Raw genomic sequence first — 26930 nt, forward strand, 5'->3', positions numbered from 1 at the left:
TACGCGAAATACGGGCAGACATGGCCTGCCCGGTTATTATTATTTTTGACACCAGAGCAACTGGTAATGGTAGCTACCGGCGCTAAGGTGGAATTCCGCCGACACTGACGGGCTCCAGGAGTCGTCGCCACCAATCCCCATATGGAAACCGTCGATATTCAGCCATGTGCCTTCTTCCGCGTGCAGCAGATGGCGATGGCTGGTTTCCATCAGTTGCTGTTGACTGTAGCGGCTGATGTTGAACTGGAAGTCGCCGCGCCACTGGTGTGGGCCATAATTCAATTCGCGCGTCCCGCAGCGCAGACCGTTTTCGCTCGGGAAGACGTACGGGGTATACATGTCTGACAATGGCAGATCCCAGCGGTCAAAACAGGCCGCAGTAAGGCGGTCGGGATAGTTTTCTTGCGGCCCTAATCCGAGCCAGTTTACCCGCTCTGCTACCTGCGCCAGCTGGCAGGTCAGGCCAATCCGCGCCGGATGTGGCGTATTGCTCGCCACTTCAACATCAACGGTAATCGCCATTTGACCACTTCCATCAATCCGGTAGGTTTTCCGGCTGATAAATAAGGTTTTCCCCTGATGCTGCCACGCGTGGACCGTGGTAATCAGCACCGCGTCGGCAAGCGTATCTGCCGTGCACTGCAACAACGCTGCTTCGGCCTGGTAATGGCCCGCCGCCTTCCAGCGTTCGACCCAGGCGTTAGGGTCAATGCGGGTCGCTTCACTTACGCCAATGTCGTTATCCAGCGGTGCGCGGGTGAACTGATCGCGCAGCGGCGTCAGCAGTTGTTTTTTATCGCCAATCCACATCTGTGAAAGAAAGCCTGACTGGCGGTTAAATTGCCAACGCTTATTATCCAGCTCGATGCAAAAATCCGTTTCGCTGGTGGTCAGTTGCGGGATGGCGTGGGGCGCGGAGGGGAGTGTCACGCTGAGGTTTTCCGCCAGACGCCACTGCTGCCAGGCGCTGATGTGTCCGGCTGCTGACCATGTGGTCGCGTTCGGTTGCACTACGTGAACCGTTAGCCAGAGTTGTCCGGCGCTCTTCGGCTGCGGTAGTCCAGGCAGTTCAATCAACTGTTTACCTTGTGGAGCGACATCCAGAGGCACTTCACCGCTTGCCAGCGGCTTGCCATCCAGCGCCACCATCCAGTGCAGGAGCTCGTTATCGCTATGACGGAACAGGTATTCGCTGGTCACTTCGATGGTTCGCCCGGATAAACTGAACTGGAAAAACTGCTGCTGGTGTTTTGCTTCCGTCAGCGCCGGATGCGGCGTGCGGTCGGCAAAGACCAGACCGTTCATGCAGAACTGGCGATCATTCGGCGTATCGCCAAAATCACCGCCGTAAGCCGACCACGGATTGCCATTTTCATCATATTTAATCAGCGACTGATCCACCCAGTCCCAGACGAAGCCGCCCTGTAAACGGGGGTACTGACGAAACGCCTGCCAGTATTTAGCGAAGCCGCCAAGACTGTTACCCATCGCGTGGGCGTATTCGCAAAGGATCAGCGGGCGCGTCTCTCCAGGCAACGAAAGCCATTTTTTGATGGACCATTTCGGCACAGCCGGGAAGGGCTGGTCTTCATCCACGCGCGCGTACATCGGGCAAATAATATCGGTTGCGAAGGTGTCGGCTCCGCCGCCTTCATACTGTACCGGGCGGGAAGGATCGACAGATTTGATCCAGCGATAGAGTGCGTCGTGATTAGCGCCGTGGCCTGATTCATTCCCCAGCGACCAGATGATCACACTCGGGTGATTACGATCGCGCTGCACCATTCGCGTTACGCGTTCGCTCATCGCGGGTAGCCAGCGCGGATCATCGGTCAGACGATTCATTGGCACCATGCCGTGGGTTTCAATGTTGGCTTCATCCACCACATACAGGCCGTAGTGGTCGCACAGCGTGTACCACAGCGGATGGTTCGGATAATGCGAACAGCGCACGGCGTTAAAGTTGTTCTGCTTCATCAGCAGGATATCCTGCACCATCGTCTGCTCATCCATGACCTGACCATGCAGAGGATGATGCTCGTGACGGTTAACGCCGCGAATCAGCAACGGCTTGCCGTTCAGCAGCAGCAGACCATTTTCAATCCGCACCTCGCGGAAACCGACATCGCAGGCTTCTGCTTCAATCAGCGTGCCGTCGGCGGTGTGCAGTTCAACCACCGCACGATAGAGATTCGGGATTTCGGCGCTCCACAGTTTCGGGTTTTCGACGTTCAGACGTAGGGTGACGTGATCGGCATAACCACCACGCTCATCGATAATTTCACCGCCGAAAGGCGCGGTGCCGCTGGCGACCTGCGTTTCACCCTGCCACAAAGAAACCGTCACCCGCAGCTCATCGCGCAGCTCGCCGTACATCTGAACGTCTGCCTCCAGTACAGCGCGGCTGAAATCATCATTAAAGTGAGTGGCTACATGGAAATCGCTGATTTGCGTGCTCGGTTTATGCAGCAACGAGACGTCACGGAAAATGCCGCTCATCCGCCACATATCCTGATCTTCCAGATAACTGCCGTCACTCCAGCGCAGCACCATCACCGCGAGGCGGTTTTCTCCGGCGTGTAAAAATGCGCTCAGGTCAAATTCAGACGGCAAACGACTGTCCTGTCCGTAACCGACCCAGCGCCCGTTGCACCACAAATGAAACGCCGAGTTAACACCATCAAAAATAATTCGCGTCTGGCCTTCCTGTAGCCAGCTTTCATCAACATTAAATGTGAGCGAGTAACAACCCGTCGGATTCTCCGTGGGAACATACGGCGGATTGACCGCAATGGGATAGGTCACGTTGGTGTAGATAGGCGCATCGTAACCGTGCATCTGCCAGTTTGAGGGGACGATGACAGTATCGGCGTCAGGAAGATCGCGCTCCAGCCAGCTTTCTGGTACCGCTTCTGGTGCCGGAAACCAGGCAAAGCGCCATTCACCATTCAGGCTGCGCGACTCTTGGGAAGGGCGATCGGTGCGAGCCTCTTCGCTATTACGCCAGCTGGCGAAAGGGGGATGTGCCGCAAGGCGATTAAGTTGGGTAACGCCAGGGTTTTCCCAGTCACGACGTTGTAATACGACGGCCAGTGAATCCGTAATCATTGTCATAGTTGTATCCTGCGTGAATTGATATCCGCTCACATTTTCGCATAACATACGAGCCGGACACATAGAGTGTAAAGCCTGGGGTGCCTAATGAGTGAGCTGACTCACATTAATTGCGTTGCGCTCACTGCCCGCTTTCAAGTCGGGAAACTTGTCGTGCCAGCTGCATTAAGGAATCTGCCAACGTGCGGGGAGAGGTGGTTTGCGTATTGGGCGGTAGGGTGGTTTTTCTTTTCACCAGTGAGACGGGCAACAGCTGATTGCTCTTCACCGCCTGGCCCTGAGAGAGTTTCAGCAAGCGGTCCACGCTGGTTTGCCCCAGCAGGCGAAAATCCTGTTTGATGGTGGTTAACGGCGGGATATAACACGAGCTGTCTTCGGTATCGTCGTATCCCACTACCGAGATATCCGCACCAACGCGCAACCCGGACTCGGTAATGGCGCGCATTGCGCCCAGCGCCATCTGATCGTTGGCAACCAGCATCGCAGTGGGAACGATGCCCTCATTTAGCATTTGCATGGTTTGTTGAAAACCGGACATGGCACTCCAGTCGCCTTCCCGTTCCGCTATCGGATGAATTTGATTGCGAGTGAGATATTTATGCCAGCCCGCCAGACGCAGACGCGCCGAGACAGAACTTAATGGGCCCGCTAACAGCGCGATTTGCTGGTGACCCAATGCGACCAGATGCTCCACGCCCAGTCGCGTACCGTCTTCATGGGAGAAAATAATACTGTTGATGGGAGTCTGGTCAGAGACATCAAGAAATAACGCCGGAACATTAGCGCAGGCAGCTTCCACAGCAATGGCATCCTGGTCATCCAGCGGATAGTTAATGATCAGCCCACTGACGCGTTGCGCGAGAAGATTGTGCACCGCCGCTTTACAGGCTTCGACGCCGCTTCGTTCTACCATCGACACCACCACGCTGGCACCCAGTTGATCGGCGCGAGATTTAATCGCCGCGACAATTTGCGACGGCGCGTGCAGGGCCAGACTGGAGGTAGCAACGCCAATCAGCAACGACTGTTTCCCCGCCAGTTGTTGTGCCACGCGGTTGGGAATGTAGTTCAGCTGCGCCATCGCCGCTTCCACCTTTTCCCGCGTTTTCGCAGAGACGTGGCTGGCCTGGTTCACCACGCGGGAAACGGTCTGATAAGAGACACCGGCATACTCTGCGACATCGTATAGCGTTACTGGTTTCACATTTACCACCCTGAATTGACTCTCTTCGGGTGCTATCATGCCATACCACGAAATGTTTTGCGCCATTCGGAGGGGGCACGCCGAAGTGAGATTCAAAATGCCGACGTCAGTTCACAGGTGGGTAATGATACCAACGTGTTGATTTCGTATTTTCACTGACACCAGGATCATCCTGATGTTACAAGGATTGAATGACTACAGATTAAAATAGTCATCAACAGGTTGACAGCATTACCGAAGAATGGAAGATTTTATTAAGGGATAAAAAAGTTTTTGATGACAAAAGTATTGCAGCGTTAAAAAAATGGTTCATTGAGCCAGACCATTCCTGTACATGTTTCGATATCGGCAAGAAGTACGACCTGCACAGTATGAGTGCTAATGGTGTAATCAATGGGTTGGGTGGAAGAGTTCAGAAGCAGCTTGGCCGATTCGAGGTTAAAGGAGTCGGAAAGATTGCTTCCGGGACAAAATTCATTACAGTCATGAAAAGTAGAGAAATTAAAGGAAACCCAAAGCGAAATTTATGGACTATCCGTGAAGAACTTGTTCAGGCAATAAAAGAACTAGATTTTTTTAGTACGAGCGAAAGCTCAAGCATTGATTTTTACTCAGATAATGATTTGATCACTGCTCTAGAAGAAAGTAATCACTTTGACGTTACTCAGACATTTGAGTATAGCGAAAAAGCGAAACCTAAGAAAGCTGCAATAGAAGTCAAAAATGGACTCTCATACCCAAGAAGTAAATCTGTTTCAAAAAATGCGCTTAACAAAGCTGATTATAAATGTGAAATTAATTGCGACCATCCAACGTTCAGAAGGCGAAACTCTCCTCTAAATTACACAGAACCTCATCACATTGTCCCGATGTCAAAGCAAGACTATTTTGAGAATTCACTGGATGTGGAAGAGAATATCATATCACTATGTTGCAACTGCCATAAACAAATTCATCTTGGCAAGGGGTTTGAAGATATGTTGAGGAAAATATATGCCGAGCGGAAAGATGTATTAAAAAAAGCGGGAATCGAGATATTATTAGAGGATTTGATTCTTTTTTACAAGATGGAAGGTAATTAATCTTCGAGAAGATGCATGCTTATTTTTATTTTTTTAGCAATGAATGTGAAATACTGCCTGACTATCAATCCTGTCATGTGGTTCAGATTTATGGGGGAGGATTTTAATATTTTACCAGCATGGCATGTCGATCAATCGGTTAAGTATAGCGCCAGGTAACCAGACGGATTTTTCCTCTCAGGCGGGAGTCGTTATCCATCGTCCAGTACCTGATTAAAAGTAGGAGCAATTACAAGAAAATTAAATTGTATGACTATTATTTCCGTTCAGAAAAGAAAGTTACATTAAAAACCCGAAATTATTCGGGTTTTTAATTAGTTAAGTGCTATATATTTTCGTGTCCGGGGGTACCCTAAGAGGGTGCGCAAGACAACACTCCAGTGTTCATTATTTATGACTGTCAAGCCATTTATTCATCTGCTCAATTTCACCTTTTTGAGCTTTAATGATGTCCTGCGCAAGCTTTCTCATTTCGGGATCTTTTCCGTATTTGAGCTCAGTCTCAGCCATTGCGATTGCCCCTTCATGGTGTGCGATCATACCTTTTGCAAAGGCCTTATCGGGATTGGATTCATTAACGGCGGCCATCATTTTTTCATGCATATTTTTCATGCCAGCCATATATTCCTGTGATGATGCCGATGAGTGCATATCTGACATTTTCATTTCCGAATGTTCAGCAGAAATGGCTGGCAGGGATAACATTAATATTACAAAAAGGGTGTTTTTGATTTTCATATAATAATTCCTTTCAGACAGGTACCGGTTAAGTGTAGCTGAGTCAGACAAAAAAGCCCCCTGACGGGGGGCAAAAATGTAGCAACGTTGTTTCAGGAAAATCTATCAGGGAAAAGGTAACAGCACGGATACTACCGTCGCATTCAGCCTGCATTGATCATGCGGCGGTGCGCTTCGGCCATGGCCTGATGTGGGCCGGATTGCCCGTTATTCATGAATTCATGGGCAACCGCTGCTCTTTCATGCTCATTCATCGCCGCGTAAGACGTTGACGGGACGGTCGTGGATACCGTGTTATTTCCCATCATCTTCTGATGACTTTCCACCATTTTCTGGTGCGCATCCGCCGAGCCGTTCGTCATGGTCTCATGAGCAATAATGGCCTGTTCATGCTGGTCCATACCGGTCATACGAGGAGCAGTCCCCTGGATCCCGACAGGAGCCGCAGCAGACTGCATCTGGTGAGCAGGAGCCTGTGCATTGTTGACGCGATCATGGATATTCACGGTTTCAGTGGCCCAGGCCGATGAAATTAAACCAAAGCCCAGCAAAGATGCTAATACGATATTTTTCATGATAACTCTCCATTTCTGAATTAGTGATGTCCGGGGAAGTACAACCGGTGTTTTCAGTTCCATAACTGAAACAAGTTCGGCAGCGTTTATTTCTCCGGAAGAGGGCTGGATATTCATTTCCTGGCGTACTCTGACGCCGGGTATTGATGAAGCAATCCAGCCTTCCTGATAAGTTGCACTAATTATATCGAATGGCTTCTGTTTGCTGCATGACAGGCTAATGACATCTTTGTCATTTACATCTTTATTTTCAGCATTGGGTTTCCGGGATCATTTTCTCCAGTCTGGGCACGGATAAGATAAAACGCGTGGAGCGTACGTCTGATTCCACCTGCACTCTTCCGTGATGTGCTTCCACGATTGACTTCACAATCGCAAGGCCGATGCCGCTGCCTTCTCCTTTTCGTTGTCTGGATGGATCCACCCGATAAAAACGGTCAAACAGCCTTGATAAATGTTCTTCAGGGATCGGTTTCCCCGGATTTTCAATCACAAGGTCAAAAAAGCTCTCCTGCACTCTTATTGAGACGGTGATTGCCTGTCCCTCCGGGGTATAACGCAGGGCATTGGATAACAGATTATTGATCGCCCTTCTGAACATTTGTGGATCTCCCTCAACCAGGCAGGGCATCCCGTTAAATTTGAGCGTGATATTGCGTTCTTCGGCCCAGGCTTCGAAAAACTCGAAGACTTTCATGACTTCCGCTCTGAGGTCAAACATGACCCTGTCAGGTATCAGCTGATTATTATCTGCCTGTGCCAGGAACAGCATATCGCTGACCATTTTGGTCATCCGGTTATACTCTTCAAGACTGGAATAGAGGACATCCTCAAGTTCCTTCTGTGTTCGATCCTGACTCAGTGCGATTTCAGTCTGCGTCACCAGATTGGTGATGGGCGTTCTGATCTCATGCGCGATATCGGCAGAGAAATTGGCCTGGCGGGTAAAGACATCCTCAATCTTTCCAATCATATGATTGAACGAGATAACCAGTTGCTCCAGCTCAATGGGAACGCGTGTCGGTTCCAGTCGCGCATCAAGATTCTCGGAGGTGATGTTTTTAATGGCATTGCTGACATTACGAAGGGGCAGGTGCCCCTGACGGACAGCGATTCGAATGATCAGAACAATCAACAGGCTTATCACGACGGCAATCGCAATCAGGTTCTTTTTCAGCGCATCGAGGTAATGGAGATGGAAATTAATGGATAGGCCAGTCAGCATGACATAGTTCTGCTGTTTGCCCTGAAATATCGCCTGACCAGAGGAGGCGATAATCCTGTATGTTTCCATCTTCATTTCGGACCCGGTATCCATCGGTCCCGCAGGATCCTCCACCGTCCAGAGAAAGACATCCCGTGCGCGGCTGTGCTCGCTAAAATCTGCTGAATTCACTGCCGGGCGTAGTGCCGCCCCCTGAGCTGAGCTAAAGAGCACTTCACCCCTGGGATTGAGGAGCAAAAGGGCAACGTTGCGGTAGCTGGCAATTGATTCCTTTATTTTGCTTATTTTTTTATCATCCGGATCCACCGGGGACTGCAGTATACGGTTCAGTGTGGTGCTGATTTGTTGAAGATCGCTGACATCCTGCTCGGCAAAATGATTTTCAACAGAATGCAGCATAAACCAGGTGAAGGCGATAAAAGCCAGTATCGTGGACAGGCTGATAAAAAAGGTCAGCCGCAGAGCGAGTGAGAAAGGGCGTCTGGAAGGTTTGCTATGCATCCGGGACCTCCAGCATGTAGCCCACGCCCCGGACTGTCTGGATCAGCTTTGTCCCGTAATCGTTGTCTATTTTAGCGCGGAGTCGCTTTACTGCGACATCGATCGCATTAGTGTCGCTGTCAAAATTCATGTCCCAGACCTGAGAGGCAATCAGGGAGCGGGGAAGAACCTCTCCCTGATGGCGAATGAAGAATTCCAGCAGGCTGAACTCTTTACTGGTGAGCACAATGCGGTTTCCGGCGCGACTGACTTTTCTGGATACGAGATCAATCGAGAGGTCAGCCACCTTAAACTGGCTTTCCGTGATCATCGTGTTTCCCCGCCTCAGAAGGGTTCTCACCCGGGCGAGCAGTTCGGCAAACGCAAAGGGTTTAACCAGATAATCGTCCGCACCCAGTTCCAGTCCTTTGACCCTATGTTCGATCGTGCCGAGGGCTGTCAGCAGTAAGACCGGCATACCCTTTCCGGCAGTGCGCAGCATGCGGATGATATCCCAGCCGTTCACATCAGGTAGCATGATATCCAGAATGACTAAATCATACTCGGCTGTCATGGCGAGATGATATCCGGTAAGACCATTATCAGCGTGATCCACTACGAACCCTGCCTCTGTAAGCCCTTTGCTGAGATATTCACCTGTTTTAATTTCGTCTTCGACGATCAATATTTTCATCATGTTCCCCGGCTGGCTGCTAATGTCATTTTATTGCGCCCACGATCGTTATCAACGGATTACAGCAAAAATGACAACATTGTCATTATCCTGTCACCCGGCAAACAGAGAGCGTTCGGTAAAGTATCCCTATCAATACTCTGGATTTCGTTTGAACCATTTACCAGGTCTGCCTGTACGAGAAGCGTTATGTTCAAATTAAAATTACTCAGCATCAGTACCATATTCATCCTGGCTGGTTGTGTTTCTCTGGCACCTGAATATCAGCGTCCGCCAGCTCCGGTTCCCCAGCAGTTTTCATTGTCTAAAAACAGTCTGACGCCTGCGGTAAACAGCTATCAGGATACGGGTTGGCGAAACTTTTTTGTCGATCCCCAGGTCAGCAGGCTGATCGGTGAAGCCCTGAATAATAACCGTGATTTGAGAATGGCTGCCCTGAAGGTTGAAGAGGCCCGGGCCCAGTTCAACGTCACGGATGCAGATCGTTATCCCCAACTGAATGCCTCATCCGGGATCACATACAACGGTGGTCTGAAAGGTGACAAGCCGACCACACAGGAGTACGACGCGGGTCTGGAGCTCAGCTATGAGCTCGATTTTTTCGGCAAACTTAAGAACATGAGTGATGCTGACCGCCAGAACTACTTTGCCAGCGAAGAAGCCCGTCGGGCCGTACACATCCTGCTGGTCTCCAGCGTTTCACAGAGCTATTTCAGCCAGCAACTGGCGTACGAACAACTCCGTATTGCGCGGGAAACGCTGAAAAATTATGAACAGTCCTATGCTTTCGTTGAGCAACAGCTCGTGACCGGGAGTACGAACGTTCTGGCACTTGAACAGGCGAGAGGACAAATCGAAAGTACCCGCGCCGAAATAGCCAAACGAGAAGGCGATCTGGCTCAGGCAAACAATGCCCTGCAACTGGTGCTGGGAACGTACCGCGCACTTCCGTCAGAAAAAGGGATGAAAGGCGGGGAGATCGCACCAGTAAAATTGCCACCAAATCTATCTTCACAAATTTTGCTGCAGCGACCGGATATTATGGAAGCGGAATATCAGCTGAAAGCGGCTGATGCCAATATTGGCGCAGCGCGAGCGGCCTTTTTCCCCTCCATTACCCTGACCAGTGGTCTTTCCGCAAGCAGTACGGAGCTGTCAAGCCTGTTTACGTCAGGAAGTGGAATGTGGAATTTTATCCCTAAAATTGAAATTCCTATTTTTAATGCTGGCAGGAATAAAGCCAATCTGAAGCTGGCTGAAATTCGCCAGCAACAATCGGTGGTTAATTACGAACAAAAAATTCAGTCAGCCTTTAAGGATGTTTCCGACACGCTTGCGCTGCGCGACAGCCTTAGCCAGCAACTTGAGTCACAGCAGCGTTATCTTGATTCACTTCAGATAACTCTCCAGCGTGCCAGAGGATTATATGCAAGTGGTGCTGTCAGTTACATCGAAGTGCTGGATGCAGAACGTTCCCTCTTCGCTACGCAGCAAACCATTCTCGATCTTACCTATTCCCGACAGGTTAACGAAATTAATCTGTTTACCGCGCTGGGTGGCGGTTGGGTAGAGTAAATTTATTTAATTAATCAGGAAATTAAAAATGCGTAATTCACTTAAAGCCGTTTTATTTGGTGCCTTCTCTGTCATGTTTTCTGCCGGTCTTCATGCTGAAACACATCAGCATGGCGATATGAATGCTGCCAGTGATGCTTCGGTACAGCAGGTTATCAAGGGCACCGGTGTCGTTAAAGATATTGATATGAATAGTAAAAAGATTACCATTTCGCACGAAGCAATCCCTGCTGTGGGCTGGCCTGCAATGACCATGCGCTTCACTTTTGTTAATGCAGACGACGCTATCAATGCCCTGAAAACCGGCAACCATGTCGATTTCTCGTTTATTCAGCAGGGCAATATCTCCTTACTCAAAAGCATTAACGTTACGCAATCCTGATTATCAGTCCGGAGCGAATACATCCAGTGCGCCTGAACATTCATTAAGGGATTACTGTGAATGAATGATCGGGCGCATATGCCAGGTGTTTTGATTTTTCAGCGAGAAATTGTATGGCTTCTTTAAAGATAAAATATGCTGCAATAATTATCAGCAGCCTCATAGCAGGGGGGCTGATATCGGTTACTGCCTGGCAGTATGTAAACTCATCACAAAAAACAGTACAAACCGAACAAAAGGCACCGGAGCGAAAGGTACTTTTCTGGTATGACCCGATGAAACCGGATACCAAATTTGATAAACCCGGAAAATCTCCCTTTATGGATATGGACCTGGTGCCGAAATATGCTGATGAAAGTGGCGATAAAAGCAGTGGCGGGATCCGTATCGATCCAACGCAGGTTCAGAATCTGGGATTAAAAACGCAAAAAGTCACGCGAGGAATGCTGAATTATTCCCAGACAATCCCGGCTAATGTCAGTTACAACGAGTATCAGTTTGTCATTGTGCAGGCGCGCTCTGACGGTTTCGTCGAAAAAGTGTATCCCCTGACGATTGGCGATCATGTGAAGAAAGGCACTCCGCTTATCGATATCACCATTCCTGAATGGGTTGAGGCACAAAGTGAGTTCCTGCTGTTATCCGGTACAGGCGGTACGTCAACCCAGATAAAAGGGGTTCTGGAGCGACTTCGTCTGGCTGGTATGCCGGAAGAGGATATTCAAAGGCTGCGTTCAACCCGCACAATCCAGACCCGTTTTACCATTAAAGCACCTATTGATGGTGTCATTACTGCGTTTGACCTGCGCACCGGCATGAATATTTCGAAAGATAAAGTAGTGGCTCAGATTCAGGGGATGGACCCGGTCTGGATCAGCGCTGCAGTGCCAGAATCTATCGCATATCTGCTGAAAGATACGTCGCAGTTTGAAATTTCGGTACCGGCTTATCCGGATAAAACATTCCATGTCGAAAAATGGAACATTCTTCCCAGCGTGGATCAGACAACCCGTACGCTTCAGGTCCGTCTCCAGGTTTCTAATAAGGATGAGTTTCTCAAGCCGGGCATGAATGCCTATCTGAAACTGAATACCAAGAGCCAGGAGATGCTGCTGATACCAAGCCAGGCCGTTATCGATACCGGCAAAGAACAGCGCGTGATTACTGTTGATGATGAAGGCAAGTTTGTGCCGAAACAGATCCACGTTCTGCATGAATCACAGCAACAGTCCGGCATCGGTTCCGGCCTGAATGAAGGCGATACCGTGGTGGTCAGTGGCCTGTTCCTCATTGACTCCGAAGCCAATATTACGGGCGCGCTGGAACGTATGCGCCACCCTGAAAAAACAGAAAGCAGTATGCCAGCAATGTCTGACCAGCCTGTAAATATGCATTCAGGGCACTGAGGAGACGACGATGATTGAATGGATTATCCGGCGCTCTGTCGCCAACCGTTTCCTGGTCATGATGGGGGCCCTGTTTCTCAGCATCTGGGGTACATGGACGATTATTAACACGCCGGTCGATGCCTTGCCTGACCTGTCAGATGTACAGGTCATTATCAAAACCAGCTATCCCGGCCAGGCCCCGCAGATTGTAGAAAACCAGGTCACCTATCCACTTACCACCACCATGCTGTCCGTACCTGGCGCAAAAACCGTGCGTGGTTTTTCACAGTTCGGGGATTCGTATGTGTATGTCATTTTTGAAGACGGCACCGATCTGTACTGGGCCCGTTCCCGCGTGCTGGAATATCTGAATCAGGTTCAGGGAAAACTGCCTGCCGGTGTGAGTTCTGAAATCGGTCCTGATGCCACGGGTGTGGGCTGGATTTTTGAATATGCCCTTGTCGATCGCAACGGAAAACACGACCTTTCAGAACTGCGCTCTCTGCAGGACTGGTTCCTGAAATTTGAGCTGAAAACCATCCCGAACGTGGCTGAGGTCGCTTCGGTTGGCGGCGTGGTGAAACAGTACCAGATTCAGGTCAATCCGGTAAAACTGTCCCAGTACGGTATCAGCCTGCCCGAAGTGAAACAGGCACTTGAATCGTCTAACCAGGAGGCCGGTGGCTCATCCGTTGAAATGGCCGAAGCGGAGTATATGGTCCGTGCCAGCGGTTATCTTCAGAGCATTGATGATTTTAATAACATCGTCCTGAAAACAGGTGAGAACGGCGTGCCGGTTTATCTGCGGGATGTTGCCCGCGTGCAGACCGGGCCCGAAATGAGGCGTGGTATTGCCGAGCTGAACGGCCAGGGAGAAGTCGCTGGCGGCGTGGTGATCCTGCGGTCGGGTAAAAATGCGCGCGACGTTATCACGGCAGTGAGGGATAAACTGGAGACGCTGAAGGCCAGCCTGCCGGAAGGCGTTGAAATCGTGACCACCTACGATCGCAGCCAGTTAATCGACCGGGCGATTGATAACCTCAGTTACAAGCTTCTTGAAGAGTTTATCGTTGTTGCTGTCGTTTGCGCACTGTTCCTCTGGCATGTCCGTTCTGCCCTGGTGGCGATTATTTCTCTGCCACTTGGCCTGTGTATCGCCTTTATCGTCATGCACTTCCAGGGACTGAACGCCAATATCATGTCGCTGGGAGGGATAGCGATTGCCGTCGGTGCGATGGTGGATGCCGCCATTGTGATGATTGAAAATGCGCACAAACGGCTTGAGGAGTGGGATCATCAGCATCCGGGTGAGCAGATTGACAACGCCACCCGCTGGAAGGTGATTACCGACGCCTCCGTGGAAGTGGGACCCGCGTTGTTCATTAGCCTGCTGATCATCACCCTGTCCTTTATTCCTATCTTTACCCTGGAAGGGCAGGAAGGTCGTCTGTTTGGCCCGCTGGCATTCACGAAAACGTACTCCATGGCGGGAGCGGCCGCCCTGGCCATCATCGTCATTCCTATTCTGATGGGATTCTGGATCCGGGGGAAAATTCCTGCCGAGACAAGTAACCCCCTGAACCGGGTGCTGATCAAAGCGTATCATCCTTTGCTGCTGCGGGTCCTCCACTGGCCAAAAACAACCCTGCTGGTTGCGGCCTTGTCCATTTTCACGGTTATCTGGCCACTGAGTCAGGTGGGCGGTGAATTTCTGCCGAAGATTAACGAGGGCGATCTGCTGTATATGCCGTCGACCTTGCCTGGCGTCTCTCCGGCAGAAGCTGCAGCGCTCCTGCAGACAACAGACAAGTTAATCAAAAGCGTTCCTGAAGTGGCTTCTGTATTTGGCAAGACCGGTAAAGCAGAGACCGCAACGGATTCCGCGCCGCTCGAAATGGTGGAAACCACGATCCAGCTCAAACCTGAGGATCAGTGGCGTCCCGGCATGACAATTGACAAGATTATTGATGAACTCGACAGGACAGTCCGTTTACCGGGTCTGGCAAACCTCTGGGTGCCGCCTATCCGTAACCGTATTGATATGCTCTCAACCGGGATCAAAAGCCCGATAGGTATCAAAGTGTCCGGGACTGTTCTGTCCGATATCGACGCGACGGCGCAGAGTATCGAGGCGGTAGCCAAAACCGTGCCTGGCGTGGTGTCTGTCCTGGCTGAGCGACTTGAGGGCGGGCGCTACATCGATATCGATATCAACCGGGAGAAAGCTTCCCGGTACGGGATGACTGTGGGCGACGTCCAGCTGTTCGTCTCTTCAGCAATCGGTGGGGCTATGGTGGGTGAGACGGTTGAAGGCGTGGCCCGGTACCCTATTAACATTCGCTATCCGCAGGATTACCGTAACAGTCCGCAGGCGTTGAGAGAGATGCCAATCCTGACCCCAATGAAGCAGCAAATTACGCTGGGCGATGTTGCCGATATTAAGGTCGTTTCCGGACCAACCATGCTGAAAACCGAAAATGCCCGGCCAGCCAGCTGGATTTATGTTGATGCCCGCGGCAGGGACATGGTGTCGGTGGTGAACGATATTAAGACGGCCATCAGTGAGAAAGTGAAACTGAGACCGGGGACCAGTGTGGCATTCTCAGGACAGTTTGAATTACTCGAGCACGCCAATAAGAAATTAAAACTGATGGTACCGATGACGGTGATGATCATCTTCATCCTGTTATATCTGGCATTCCGCCGGGCTGATGAGGCCTTACTTATTCTGATGAGCCTGCCGTTTGCCCTGGTTGGCGGGATATGGTTCCTGTACTGGCAGGGCTTCCATATGTCAGTGGCGACCGGAACCGGGTTTATCGCCCTGGCCGGGGTGGCAGCAGAGTTTGGCGTGGTCATGCTGATGTATCTGCGTCATGCCATTGAAGCGCACCCGGAATTGTCCCGTAAAGAGACGTTCACACCGGAAGGCCTTGATGAAGCCCTCTATCATGGTGCCGTACTGCGTGTCCGGCCGAAAGCCATGACCGTGGCGGTGATCATTGCGGGTCTGCTGCCAATACTGTGGGGAACCGGTGCAGGTTCAGAAGTCATGAGCCGTATCGCGGCACCCATGATTGGTGGGATGATCACGGCTCCGCTGCTGTCCCTGTTCATTATTCCTGCCGCCTACAAATTAATCTGGCTGCGCAGACATAAAAAAAGCGTGTCCTGAACCTGAAAGGGCACCCCCTGTGGGTGTCCTTCTTTACTGATTCACCCTGACGTCAGGGTTTATATCGATAATATACAGAGGTGAGTATGAAAAAAGTGGTTCTAATGGCGCTGGCTCTCGGCCTTTCACTACCCGCGATGGCGAGTGAAAAAGTGATTGATATGTACAAATCTGAAAACTGTGGCTGTTGTTCCCTGTGGGGCAAAGCGATGGAAAAAGACGGGTTTGAAGTACGAACTCACGTCATGAATGATCAGGCGCTGTCAGCCCTGAAAGAAAAGCATGCTATTCCTGCAGGACTACGAAGTTGTCATACCGCGGTTGCCGGTAATTTGATCATTGAAGGCCATGTGCCTGCGACAACGATACATAAGGCAATGCAGTCTGGTTCGGGTATATACGGTCTCGCCACCCCCGGTATGCCAGCAGGAAGTCCTGGAATGGAGATGGGAGCCCGAAAAGAGGCTTACGATGTTATCGCATTCTCACCGGATGGAAGTAAAAAAGTCTTCCAGCGAATCGAATAGTCAGCGGAACGGCTGATAACGGGACGCCGGTAGCAGGCACTCCTGTGCCGGCGATATTCGTGGTAATCGCATCCATGACATACCCTGAAGACAGAAGATGCTTCGGTATGCATAAGGAGAGTTACTGTGAAAAATGACAATGCAGTGCAACACAACAACCAGACTGCTTCTGAGCAGACATTATCCCCGGACGAGGGCCACGTATTGCATAAGGTGAGAGATCCCGTGTGCGGGATGGCCATCCTGCCCGACAGGGCGCACAGCAGCATTCGATACCAGGACCACCAACTTTATTTCTGCTCCGCCAGCTGTGAGAGTAAATTTAAAGCCCATCCCGATCGTTATCTTACCGAAGATGCCAGTGAACATTCCCATCACCATCACCACGATCATCACGAAGTCAGCCCTGATCAGATAAAACAGCCTCACAACCAGGCGGAAAAAGAGAATTCTGAAGGTGTGTGGACATGTCCGATGCACCCGGAGATACGCCGCAGTGGTCCCGGAAGCTGTCCTGTCTGTGGAATGGCACTGGAGCCGCTCGTAGCTACGGCATCCACGGGGCCGAGTGATGAACTTCACGACATGACAAGACGCTTCTGGCTGGGGTTGTTGCTGGCGTTTCCGGTTCTGGTACTCGAAATGGGATCTCATCTGTTTCCCGACTTGAGGAATACAGTACCGCCACAGTACAACACATGGCTGCAGTTGCTTCTGGCCTCCCCTGTCGTGTTGTGGTGTGGCTGGCCATTCTTCGCCCGGGCCGGAATGTCGTTACGTAACCGCTCCCTGAATATGTTTACCCTTGTTGCAATGGGGACCGGCGTAGCCTGGGTTTACAGCGTCATTGCAACCGTCTTCCCCTCCTGGTTTCCTGCATCGTTCAGAAACATGGATGGCCTGGTGGCCGTTTATTTTGAAGCCGCAGCAGTTATTACGGTGCTTGTTCTGCTGGGACAGGTTCTTGAGCTGCGGGCACGGGAACAAACCTCAGGCGCCATTACTGCGCTTCTGAACCTTGCCCCCAAAACCGCCAGACGGCTGGATCATGACGGTCATGAAACGGATATTAATGCGGAAGATGTCCTGCCTGGCGATAAGCTCCGCATCAGACCTGGAGAGAGTATTCCGGTCGACGGTATCGTGATCGAAGGCAAAACAACCGTTGATGAATCGATGGTGACCGGGGAGTCTATGCCGGTTACCAAAACGAAGGGTGACCCTGTCATTGGGGGGACGATTAATCAGACAGGTAGTCTTATCATCCGTGCAGAGAAAGTCGGTGATGAAACGATGCTCTCACGAATTGTTCAGATGGTCGCTGATGCACAGCGTTCGCGTGCCCCCATCCAGAGAATGGCAGACAGCGTTTCAGGCTGGTTTGTTCCTCTGGTGATACTTATCGCGGTTGTTGCTTTCTTGATCTGGTCTGTCTGGGGGCCCGAGCCCAGGATGGCGCACGGTCTCATTGCGGCTGTGTCGGTCCTGATTATTGCCTGTCCCTGCGCGCTGGGACTGGCCACGCCGATGTCGATAATGGTGGGGGTGGGCAAAGGCGCCCAGGCCGGGGTGTTAATCAAGAATGCCGAAGCCCTTGAGCGTCTTGAAAAAGTGGACACGCTGGTTGTCGACAAAACAGGCACGCTCACGGAAGGTTCGCCTACGGTGACAGGGATTATCAGTCTCAGTCCGGGTGGGGAAATATCTCTTTTACGTGTAACAGCTGCAGTGGAAAAAGGTTCGCAGCATCCGTTGGGTATGGCTGTTGTCAGAGCCGCGCATGAAAAGGGGATCGTGATACCTGCCGTCAGTAATTTCAATGCCCAGTCGGGGAAAGGTGTCTCAGGCGATGTCGAAGGTCAACGGGTTGTTATTGGTAATGAACTGGCTATGCAGGAAAACAGTATCGTTATTGATAATCAAAAGGCCGTTGCGGATACGTTGCGGATGGAAGGCGCTACCGTTATCTATGTGGCCACAGACGGGAACCTTGCAGGCCTGATAGCTATCTCGGATCCCGTGAAAGCAACCACGCCGGATGCGCTTAAAGCTTTGCGTCAGGCGGGGATCCGCATTGTTATGCTCACCGGGGATAACCAGCTTACTGCTGAAGCAGTCGCACGGAAACTGGGAATAGATGAGGTTGAAGCCGGGATTCTGCCGGATGGCAAAAAAGCAGTGATAACCCGACTGAAAGCGTCTGGCCATGTGGTTGCGATGGCCGGAGACGGTGTGAATGATGCCCCGGCGCTGGCAGCGGCTGACGTGGGTATAGCCATGGGAACGGGTACAGATGTGGCAATAGAAAGTGCTGGCGTTACCCTTCTCAAAGGCGATTTGATGATACTCAACAGGGCCCGTCATCTGTCAGAAATCACCATGAAAAATATCCGGCAGAATCTGTTTTTTGCGTTTATCTACAATGCTCTTGGGGTGCCTGTAGCTGCAGGTCTGCTTTATCCTGTGTATGGAATACTGCTGTCGCCAGTTATTGCGGCGGCGGCTATGGCCCTTTCCTCCGTTAGCGTCATTGCAAATGCGTTGCGTCTGAAAAGTGTCAGGCTCGGGAAATAACCCTGAATGAAGGGTCTGTTACTAACAGAAGGAGTCCGGTATGAAAAGTACCACCTATGCGCTTATTGCTGTCGCCGCGATTGCGGCATTTGCCCTCCTGCGCGAACACTGGTCACATGTGGCAGGTTACTGGCCATATCTGTTATTGCTGGTCTGCCCGCTAATGCATCTTTTCCACGGCCACGGAGGGCATGGAGATCATCAACATCAAGGAAGTGAAAACGATAAAAAAAATTAATCCGGCAGACGGGGCCGCGTCGCGGCCCCGTTATCAGTCCAGGTATCGTTCGTAGTCTCTGGCATGCGCAAAGGCATGCTGTTCAAGTTTGTTATCAGCGGGTGCCGCTGCCCGGAACGCCAGTGAGTTAACAGGATTGTTATTGATGACCAGCTCGTAATGCAGATGAGGACCGGATGAACGTCCGCTGTTACCGGATAACGCAATAGCGTCTCCCCGGGTAACCCTGGCCCCTTTAGTAACGAGTATTTTATTGAGGTGGAGATAGCGAGTTTTAACACCGGCTTTTCCCGTTACTTCAACAAAATATCCCATGGTACTGTTGTATTCGGCCCGGGTGATTTTTCCGTCGATGACGCTGACTATTTTCGTGTTCATGGGCATGGAATAATCAATGCCATTATGGGGACTCACTTTTCCCGATACCGGGTTAAGTCTTGCAGGATTGAAAGGCGAACTGAGTCTTGCTGTGGCCGGTAACGGATAATCGAGACTGCCTTTCCCGGAAGTTTCGGAAAGGTTATAGAACTTTTTATCTGATATACGATACGCCGTGTAATTAAATGAACCGGACGTAAATTTATAGGCCACGACACGTGATTTTCCCGCTTTCTTTTGCAGTACGAGTTTTAATGATTCATTTTTTTTCAAATGCCGCAGATTAAACCGGGAAGGCAAGGAGCGCTGAAGAGTAGCGATCTCGTTCGATTCCAGCCCCGAGCGGGTGGCTGAAAGGTAGGCATTTTCTTTTACGACATCGGTAGAATACATTTACTGGAATTCGCCGTTAGCATGAACACTGCGGCGTATGCTAGGGGTTTTCAGGAGGCGTGTCATCTGTCAGTTAATCGGGAGCACCGTTGATGGTCGTCATTTTTGTAACATATCTTGTTTCCCGTTTGCTCCTGAAGCTCTGGGAACTGTATGACCAGCCCGACGGTGATGATTAACGGGACTGAAACAGGTTACGGCAGAGCAATATGGGGCTCATGTCCTGCTACGTAACCCGTCAGTAAAGCCCTGCTGCGCACCTGACGCTAAGCACTAACCCGCCTGCAGTTACCTGGTCGAATACAGCCCGCGAAGCTTTCTTGCCTGCGTCTGATGTGCTTCCGCACCGGCATTATTGACCTGCTCATGCACGAGAGCGGCTTTTTCTCCGGCATTCAGTTCGTTAAAAGAAGAAGACGAGGTCTTTGAATTTGCATCACTGCCGGACAGCATTTTTTTATGTTCCTCAATCATTTTCTGATGCGCATAGGACGCGCTGTTGTTCATAAATGAATGAGCAACAATGGCCCTTTCATGTTCATTCATTTCAGAGAATGAGGGCGTGTTGTTTTTATTAACCCTGTCCGGTAAGTTTTCATGCGTCGAGGAGTTCACATGACTGACGGCTGAGGCATTATTAACAAATCGATGTGCTTCATGGGCAATATCACTGGACTGAGCAAAAGCTGCCCCACAAAATAAAGCTGTAAACGCAGTGGTCGTGATTAATATATTCATGTGTAATTACCTTCTGAGGTACATAAAAGATGTCCTTATGATCATATATAAAAAAATCAACCTGTGGGGAAGATGACGTAAATGTAATACAGCCACGTACATTACACGATTGTAATGAATTTGTTTCTTAAGGTGTGCTAGATTCATTTCATTGTAAGTGGATGAACCAGTAATTTAATTTAAATCGGTTCTCGAATTCTGTCAGTAACCATACTTTAAATAAGGGAATGCGCATGCTGTTGAAAACGTCTCGACGAACTTTCCTGAAGGGGTTAACCCTCTCTGGCGTAGCCGGAAGTCTTGGCGTATGGAGTTTCAATGCGCGTTCCAGTCTGAGCCTGCCAGTTGCCGCATCCCTGCAGGGTACTCAGTTTGACCTGACCATTGGTGAAACGGCCGTCAATATCACGGGCAGTGAGCGTCAGGCCAAAACAATCAATGGAGGCCTGCCGGGGCCCGTTCTTCGCTGGAAAGAAGGTGACACCATTACCCTGAAGGTCAAAAACCGTCTTAATGAACAGACGTCCATTCACTGGCACGGCATTATTCTTCCGGCCAATATGGATGGTGTTCCGGGGCTGAGTTTTATGGGCATAGAGCCTGATGATACCTACGTTTACACCTTTAAGGTTAAGCAGAACGGGACTTACTGGTACCACAGCCATTCCGGTCTGCAGGAACAGGAGGGGGTATACGGTGCCATTATCATCGATGCCAGGGAGCCAGAACCGTTTGCTTACGATCGTGAGCATGTGGTCATGTTGTCTGACTGGACCGATGAAAATCCTCACAGCCTGCTGAAAAAATTAAAAAAACAGTCGGATTACTACAATTTCAATAAACCAACCGTTGGCTCTTTTTTCCGCGACGTGAATACCAGGGGGCTGTCAGCCACCATTGCCGATCGGAAAATGTGGGCTGAAATGAAAATGAATCCGACTGACCTCGCGGATGTCAGTGGCTACACCTACACCTATCTCATGAACGGGCAGGCCCCGCTGAAAAACTGGACCGGACTGTTCCATCCCGGTGAAAAGATACGCTTACGGTTTATCAACGGCTCGGCAATGACCTATTTCGATATCCGTATCCCCGGGCTGAAAATGACGGTCGTGGCTGCAGATGGCCAGTATGTAAACCCGGTTACCGTTGACGAATTCAGGATTGCCGTTGCCGAAACCTATGATGTCATTGTGGAGCCTCAGGGTGAGGCCTATACCATCTTCGCACAATCCATGGACAGGACCGGTTACGCTCGAGGGACACTGGCCACGAGAGAGGGGTTAAGTGCTGCCGTTCCCCCCCTCGATCCCCGTCCTCTGTTGACCATGGAAGATATGGGTATGGGGGGAATGGGACATGATATGGCAGGAATGGACCACAGCCAGATGGGAGGCATGGATAACAGCGGAGAGATGATGTCTATGGACGGTGCTGACCTTCCGGATAGCGGGACATCCTCCGCGCCCATGGATCACAGCAGCATGGCCGGTATGGATCATTCCCGGATGGCCGGAATGCCGGGTATGCAAAGTCATCCTGCGTCAGAAACGGATAACCCACTGGTTGATATGCAGGCGATGAGCGTCTCTCCGAAATTAAATGATCCGGGTATTGGTCTTCGAAATAACGGAAGAAAGGTTCTCACGTACGCGGATTTGAAAAGCCGCTTTGAGGATCCTGACGGACGTGAACCTGGCCGTACCATAGAACTGCATTTAACCGGCCACATGGAAAAGTTTGCCTGGTCATTTAACGGAATCAAGTTTTCAGATGCCGCACCGGTGCTGCTGAAATACGGTGAGCGGCTCAGGATCACGCTGATCAACGATACCATGATGACTCACCCCATTCACCTGCATGGTATGTGGAGCGATCTGGAAGATGAAAACGGTAATTTCATGGTTCGTAAACACACAATAGATGTTCCCCCTGGTACAAAACGCAGTTACAGAGTGACAGCAGATGCGCTTGGCCGCTGGGCGTATCACTGCCATTTGCTCTATCACATGGAAATGGGAATGTTTCGTGAAGTCCGGGTGGAGGAATGATGCGAATGAAGAGAAATTTGAAGGCCATACCTGTTCTGGTCGCCGGTTTGTTTACCTCACAGCTTTCTATTGCGGCGGGCTCCGTCTCTGCAGATCCCCACGCCGGGCACGACATGTCTGCCATGCAGATGCCAGCAGATGAGAATTTCACTGAGATGACGTCAATGGAGCCCATTGTAACTGAGAGCAGAACGCCAATTCCGCCTGTTACCGATGCCGACCGGAAGGCTGCATTCGGCAATTTACAGGGGCATGCGATTCACGACAGTGCGATTAATTATCTGGTTCTGCTGGATCAACTGGAATGGCAACGGTCGGATAACACCAACAATTTCAGCTGGAGTGTTAACAGCTGGATTGGAGGCGACACAGATCGGATTTGGCTAAAGAGTGAAGGTGAACGAAGCAATGGGGAAACGGAGGCGGCTGAAGCGCAGTTACTCTGGGGACATGCGGTTGGCCCATGGTGGGATTTGGTTGCGGGTGTCAGGCAGGATTTCAGACCTGCTTCTGCCCGGACCTGGGCTGCTGTCGGTTTTCAGGGGCTGGCACTCTATAATTTTGAGTCTGAAATTACGGGTTTTGTCAGTAATGGCGGAAAAGCAGCCCTTCGTCTGGGAGGAGAATACGACGTTTTACTGACTAACCGGCTCATACTCCAGCCATCCTATGAGGTGAATTTCTACAGTCAGGATGATGAATCGCGGGGTCGCGGCAGGGGACTGACTGACACAGAGCTGGGGCTCCGGCTGCGCTATGAAATACGCCGTGAGTTTGCACCCTATATAGGCGTTTCCTGGAATCAACTTTACGGGAAAACATCCGATATGGCGAAAAGAGAAGGTGAGAAAGACCATCAGGTAGTATTCCTAGCGGGAGCCAGAATCTGGTTTTAACGCACTGATATAAAACACTCAACTAAACAGGTAAATAAAATGTCGATTTTAAATAAAGCCATTCTTACAGGTGGCCTCGTTATGGGCGTTGCTTTCTCTGCTATGGCCCATCCGGAATTAAAAAGCTCTGTGCCACAGGCTGATTCAGCCGTAGCGGCCCCGGAAAAGATTCAGCTTAATTTCTCGGAAAATCTGACCGTGAAATTCTCAGGTGCAAAATTAACGATGACGGGTATGAAAGGCATGTCATCACATTCTCCGATGCCGGTCGCGGCAAAAGTGGCGCCAGGCGCTGACCCTAAATCGATGGTCATTATTCCGCGAGAGCCTTTACCCTCTGGCACTTATCGTGTTGACTGGCGCGCGGTTTCTTCAGATACGCACCCTATTACCGGTAATTACACCTTTACAGTGAAGTAATATTATGAACGACCTGATTATGATTGTTATTCGTTTTCTTCTTTATCTGGATTTGATGGTAATATTTGGATTGCCATTTTTTCAGATATATGGAATAAGCGGTGTCAGACATGAAACCTATAACCTGACTAATTTCAGGTCGTTTATAACCTTTGCTGTTGTTACAGGCATCATTCTTACTGGCATTAATATGCTCCTGGTATCTAATGCCATGAGTGGAGTAACTGACCTCAGAGAATTATCCATCCATGTTATCGAGATGGTGATAGAAGAAACTGATGTGGGTATTAGCTGGATTGTCAGGCTCTGTGCCCTGTTTACCACACTCGGTGCTTTGTTCCTTTACACTAATAAGAGAGTATTGTCCTGCCTGCTGATGACGATGAGTGGGGGCGTGGCGCTGGCTACACTTGCCTGGGGAGGACACGCCGTTATGCATGACGGTCTGCATTACTATCTCCATTTACTGAGCGATCTGACCCATCTCGGCGCTGCAGGTGCCTGGACAGGTGCTCTGGTTGCATTTGCTATCCTGCTGATGCGCAGAAACGAGCATAATGCACAGAGCGTCATTGTGATATCTGACTCCCTGGCAAAATTTGCCACGGCAGGAACGGTGATTGTTGTAGCCCTGATCCTGAGTGCGCTGGTCAACTATCTGTATATTGCTGAGGGTAACTTAACTCCCTTATTCAACAGTTCCTGGGGGAGGATATTGCTTGCCAAGACGGCTCTGTTTGTTCTGATGCTTCTTCTGGCTGCAGCAAACCGGTTTCACCTGGGTCCCCGGCTTGAAGTTATGGTCAGGGAAGGGAATTATGATCGCAGCGTTGCCCTGATGCGAAACAGCATCCTGACAGAATTCGTTGTTGCGATTATCATTCTGGGCGCCGTAGCGTGGCTTGGAATGCTTGCTCCGTCTCAGATCAGCTAGGGGACAGCCAAAGCTCATGCGTGAGATTTTTACTTTCATATCAGCGAGTTGACCATGCAGCGTATTTTAATCGTTGAAGACGAACAAAAAACAGGTCGTTACCTGCAGCAGGGACTGGTTGAGGAAGGCTATCAGGCCGATCTCTTTAATAATGGCCGCGATGGTCTCGGGGCCGCGTCGAAGGGACAGTATGATTTGATAATACTGGACGTGATGCTGCCTTTCCTCGACGGGTGGCAAATCATCAGCGCACTGAGGGAGTCCGGGCACGAAGAACCGGTCCTGTTTTTAACCGCAAAGGACAACGTGCGGGACAAAGTGAAAGGACTGGAGCTTGGCGCAGATGACTACCTGATTAAGCCCTTTGATTTTACGGAGCTGGTTGCACGTGTAAGAACCCTACTGCGCCGGGCACGCTCGCAGGCCGCAACAGTCTGCACCATCGCCGATATGACCGTTGATATGGTGCGCCGGACCGTGATCCGTTCGGGGAAGAAGATCCATCTCACCGGTAAAGAATACGTTCTGCTTGAGTTGCTGCTGCAACGCACCGGAGAAGTGTTACCCAGGAGTCTTATCTCGTCCCTGGTCTGGAACATGAATTTTGACAGTGATACGAATGTGATTGATGTCGCCGTGAGACGTCTGAGAAGTAAAATTGATGATGACTTTGAGCCAAAACTGATCCATACCGTTCGCGGTGCCGGATATGTCCTGGAGATCAGAGAAGAGTGAGGTTCAAAATTTCCCTGACCACACGCCTGAGCCTGATTTTTTCTGCGGTGATGCTTACGGTATGGTGGTTATCAAGTTTTATCCTGATTAGCACCCTGAATGGCTATTTCGATAATCAGGACCGCGATTTTCTGACAGGTAAACTTCAGCTCACCGAAGAGTTTCTTAAAACAGAGACGTTCAGGAACAAAACGGATATTAAGTCATTATCAGAAAAAATAAACGATGCGATGGTGGGGCACAATGGCTTATTCATTTCTATAAAAAACATGGAAAATGAAAAAATTGTTGAACTCTATGCCAAAAATTCTGTTGTTCCAGCGGTCCTGCTTAATAAGTCGGGTGATATTCTCGACTATATGATCCAGACGGAAGAAAATAACACCGTGTACCGCAGTATCTCGCGGCGGGTTGCCGTGACGCCGGAACAGGGTAAAAGCAAACATGTCATCATTACGGTTGCCACGGATACTGGGTATCACACCCTGTTTATGGACAAACTCAGTACCTGGCTGTTCTGGTTCAATATCGGTCTGGTCTTTATTTCTGTTTTTCTGGGCTGGCTGACCACACGTATTGGTCTGAAACCGCTACGGGAAATGACCAGTCTGGCTTCCTCCATGACCGTACACAGCCTGGATCAGCGTCTAAATCCCGATCTGGCTCCGCCGGAAATCTCTGAGACCATGCAGGAGTTCAATAATATGTTTGATCGCCTGGAGGGGGCATTCCGGAAACTGTCAGATTTCTCGTCTGACATCGCGCATGAGCTGCGCACACCAGTCAGTAATCTGATGATGCAGACGCAGTTTGCACTGGCTAAGGAAAGGGATGTTTCGCATTACCGCGAAATTTTATTCGCTAACCTGGAAGAACTGAAAAGGTTGTCACGAATGACCAGTGACATGCTTTTTCTGGCACGTTCAGAGCATGGTCTGCTGCGGCTGGATAAACATGATGTGGATCTGGCAGCCGAACTGAATGAATTACGTGAGTTGTTCGAGCCCCTGGCAGACGAAACAGGAAAGACAATCACGGTTGAAGGAGAGGGCGTTGTTGCCGGAGACAGCGATATGCTCCGACGTGCTTTCAGTAACCTGCTTTCCAATGCAATCAAGTATTCTCCCGATAACACCTGTACAGCGATACACCTTGAGCGTGACAGTGACTGTGTGAACGTGATGATTACGAATACGATGTCCGGCCAGGTTCCCGCTAATCTGGAACGTTTGTTTGACCGGTTCTATCGCGCAGACTCATCAAGGTTCTACAACACGGAAGGCGCGGGGCTGGGATTATCAATTACAAGGTCGATCATTCATGCTCACGGCGGCGAGCTGTCAGCAGAACAGCAGGGGCGGGAAATTGTGTTCAGTGTGCGTCTGTTAATGGATTAATACCGTTATTCAGGAGA

General features: G+C 50.4%; 22 protein-coding genes. 14 read left to right on the plus strand and 8 right to left on the minus strand.

What is annotated here, in order from left to right:
• Positions 1–39: 39 nt before the first annotated feature.
• Positions 40–3114 (minus strand): beta-galactosidase, encoded by a 3075-nt coding sequence (gene lacZ, locus MKS11_RS25070; RefSeq protein WP_104458973.1) that lies wholly within the window; start codon positions 3112–3114, stop codon positions 40–42.
• A gap of 121 nt (positions 3115–3235) precedes the next feature.
• On the minus strand, positions 3236–4318 hold the full coding sequence (lacI, locus tag MKS11_RS25075; RefSeq protein WP_004206569.1) for a DNA-binding transcriptional repressor LacI: 1083 nt from the start codon (positions 4316–4318) through the stop codon (positions 3236–3238).
• A gap of 230 nt (positions 4319–4548) precedes the next feature.
• On the opposite strand from lacI, the gene MKS11_RS25080 reads away from it, so the two are divergent.
• The gene (locus MKS11_RS25080) at positions 4549–5400 is read left to right on the plus strand and encodes an HNH endonuclease (RefSeq protein WP_375538594.1); all 852 of its coding nucleotides are present in this window, start codon (positions 4549–4551) and stop codon (positions 5398–5400) included.
• 387 nt (positions 5401–5787) lie between these two features.
• Here MKS11_RS25080 and MKS11_RS25085 read toward each other — a convergent pair whose 3' ends face one another.
• From MKS11_RS25085 to silR, 4 genes are all read right to left on the minus strand, one after another.
• The gene (locus tag MKS11_RS25085; protein WP_000694953.1) at positions 5788–6138 is read right to left on the minus strand and encodes a DUF305 domain-containing protein; all 351 of its coding nucleotides are present in this window, start codon (positions 6136–6138) and stop codon (positions 5788–5790) included.
• A gap of 143 nt (positions 6139–6281) precedes the next feature.
• Positions 6282–6713 (minus strand): silver-binding protein SilE, encoded by a 432-nt coding sequence (silE, locus tag MKS11_RS25090; protein WP_000790483.1) that lies wholly within the window; start codon positions 6711–6713, stop codon positions 6282–6284.
• Between the two features lie 250 nt (positions 6714–6963).
• Positions 6964–8439 (minus strand): copper/silver sensor histidine kinase SilS, encoded by a 1476-nt coding sequence (silS, locus tag MKS11_RS25095; RefSeq protein WP_104458972.1) that lies wholly within the window; start codon positions 8437–8439, stop codon positions 6964–6966.
• Positions 8432–9112 carry a copper/silver response regulator transcription factor SilR gene (gene silR / locus MKS11_RS25100; protein ID WP_000697969.1) on the minus strand — a complete coding sequence of 227 codons (681 nt, stop codon included), beginning with the start codon at positions 9110–9112 and terminating at the stop codon, positions 8432–8434. Before silR ends, silS begins: the two co-directional genes overlap by 8 nt.
• 189 nt (positions 9113–9301) lie before the next feature.
• Between silR and silC the strand changes: the two genes are divergently transcribed.
• The 7 genes from silC (at position 9302) to MKS11_RS25135 (ending at position 18971) form a co-directional block, all read left to right on the plus strand.
• Complete coding sequence (silC, locus tag MKS11_RS25105) at positions 9302–10687, plus strand: Cu(+)/Ag(+) efflux RND transporter outer membrane channel SilC (RefSeq protein WP_023292107.1); 1386 nt, start codon at positions 9302–9304, stop codon at positions 10685–10687.
• Positions 10688–10715: 28 nt separating this feature from the next.
• A complete protein-coding gene (gene cusF / locus MKS11_RS25110; RefSeq protein ID WP_001246153.1) occupies positions 10716–11069 on the plus strand; it encodes a cation efflux system protein CusF in 354 nt (117 codons plus the stop codon).
• Between the two features lie 113 nt (positions 11070–11182).
• Positions 11183–12475, plus strand: coding sequence for a Cu(+)/Ag(+) efflux RND transporter periplasmic adaptor subunit SilB (silB, locus tag MKS11_RS25115; protein ID WP_004098959.1), 1293 nt, complete (start codon positions 11183–11185; stop codon positions 12473–12475).
• A 10-nt stretch (positions 12476–12485) separates the two neighbouring features.
• Positions 12486–15632: a Cu(+)/Ag(+) efflux RND transporter permease subunit SilA gene (gene silA / locus MKS11_RS25120; RefSeq protein WP_004098958.1), complete on the plus strand. Its 3147-nt coding sequence runs from the start codon at positions 12486–12488 to the stop codon at positions 15630–15632.
• A gap of 86 nt (positions 15633–15718) precedes the next feature.
• A complete protein-coding gene (locus MKS11_RS25125; RefSeq protein WP_000758228.1) occupies positions 15719–16159 on the plus strand; it encodes a DUF411 domain-containing protein in 441 nt (146 codons plus the stop codon).
• Between the two features lie 126 nt (positions 16160–16285).
• The gene (gene silP / locus MKS11_RS25130) at positions 16286–18733 is read left to right on the plus strand and encodes an Ag(+)-translocating P-type ATPase SilP (protein WP_029505601.1); all 2448 of its coding nucleotides are present in this window, start codon (positions 16286–16288) and stop codon (positions 18731–18733) included.
• A gap of 40 nt (positions 18734–18773) precedes the next feature.
• Complete coding sequence (locus MKS11_RS25135; RefSeq protein WP_000843497.1) at positions 18774–18971, plus strand: DUF2933 domain-containing protein; 198 nt, start codon at positions 18774–18776, stop codon at positions 18969–18971.
• Between the two features lie 33 nt (positions 18972–19004).
• Here MKS11_RS25135 and MKS11_RS25140 read toward each other — a convergent pair whose 3' ends face one another.
• Positions 19005–19742, minus strand: a complete 738-nt coding sequence (locus MKS11_RS25140; protein ID WP_029505602.1) for a peptidoglycan DD-metalloendopeptidase family protein — start codon at positions 19740–19742, stop codon at positions 19005–19007.
• Between the two features lie 288 nt (positions 19743–20030).
• Positions 20031–20480 carry a copper resistance protein gene (locus MKS11_RS25145; RefSeq protein ID WP_001023257.1) on the minus strand — a complete coding sequence of 150 codons (450 nt, stop codon included), beginning with the start codon at positions 20478–20480 and terminating at the stop codon, positions 20031–20033.
• A gap of 233 nt (positions 20481–20713) precedes the next feature.
• Between MKS11_RS25145 and pcoA the strand changes: the two genes are divergently transcribed.
• The 6 genes from pcoA to pcoS are packed head-to-tail and all read left to right on the plus strand — an operon-like array spanning position 20714 to position 26913.
• Positions 20714–22531 (plus strand): multicopper oxidase PcoA, encoded by a 1818-nt coding sequence (gene pcoA, locus MKS11_RS25150; protein ID WP_016947613.1) that lies wholly within the window; start codon positions 20714–20716, stop codon positions 22529–22531.
• A 5-nt stretch (positions 22532–22536) separates the two neighbouring features.
• Positions 22537–23427, plus strand: a complete 891-nt coding sequence (pcoB, locus tag MKS11_RS25155) for a copper resistance outer membrane transporter PcoB (protein WP_001378118.1) — start codon at positions 22537–22539, stop codon at positions 23425–23427.
• A 39-nt stretch (positions 23428–23466) separates the two neighbouring features.
• A complete protein-coding gene (pcoC, locus tag MKS11_RS25160) occupies positions 23467–23847 on the plus strand; it encodes a copper resistance system metallochaperone PcoC (protein WP_099729061.1) in 381 nt (126 codons plus the stop codon).
• Between the two features lie 55 nt (positions 23848–23902).
• Positions 23903–24781: a copper resistance inner membrane protein PcoD gene (gene pcoD / locus MKS11_RS25165; protein WP_080821469.1), complete on the plus strand. Its 879-nt coding sequence runs from the start codon at positions 23903–23905 to the stop codon at positions 24779–24781.
• A 54-nt stretch (positions 24782–24835) separates the two neighbouring features.
• Complete coding sequence (gene pcoR, locus MKS11_RS25170) at positions 24836–25516, plus strand: copper response regulator transcription factor PcoR (RefSeq protein ID WP_001188930.1); 681 nt, start codon at positions 24836–24838, stop codon at positions 25514–25516.
• Positions 25513–26913, plus strand: a complete 1401-nt coding sequence (gene pcoS, locus MKS11_RS25175; RefSeq protein ID WP_002436614.1) for a copper resistance membrane spanning protein PcoS — start codon at positions 25513–25515, stop codon at positions 26911–26913. Before pcoR ends, pcoS begins: the two co-directional genes overlap by 4 nt.
• Positions 26914–26930 lie beyond the last annotated feature (17 nt).

The sequence above is a fragment of the Klebsiella sp. K5-45 genome, assembly GCF_030128605.1.
GTDB lineage: Bacteria > Pseudomonadota > Gammaproteobacteria > Enterobacterales > Enterobacteriaceae > Klebsiella > Klebsiella quasipneumoniae.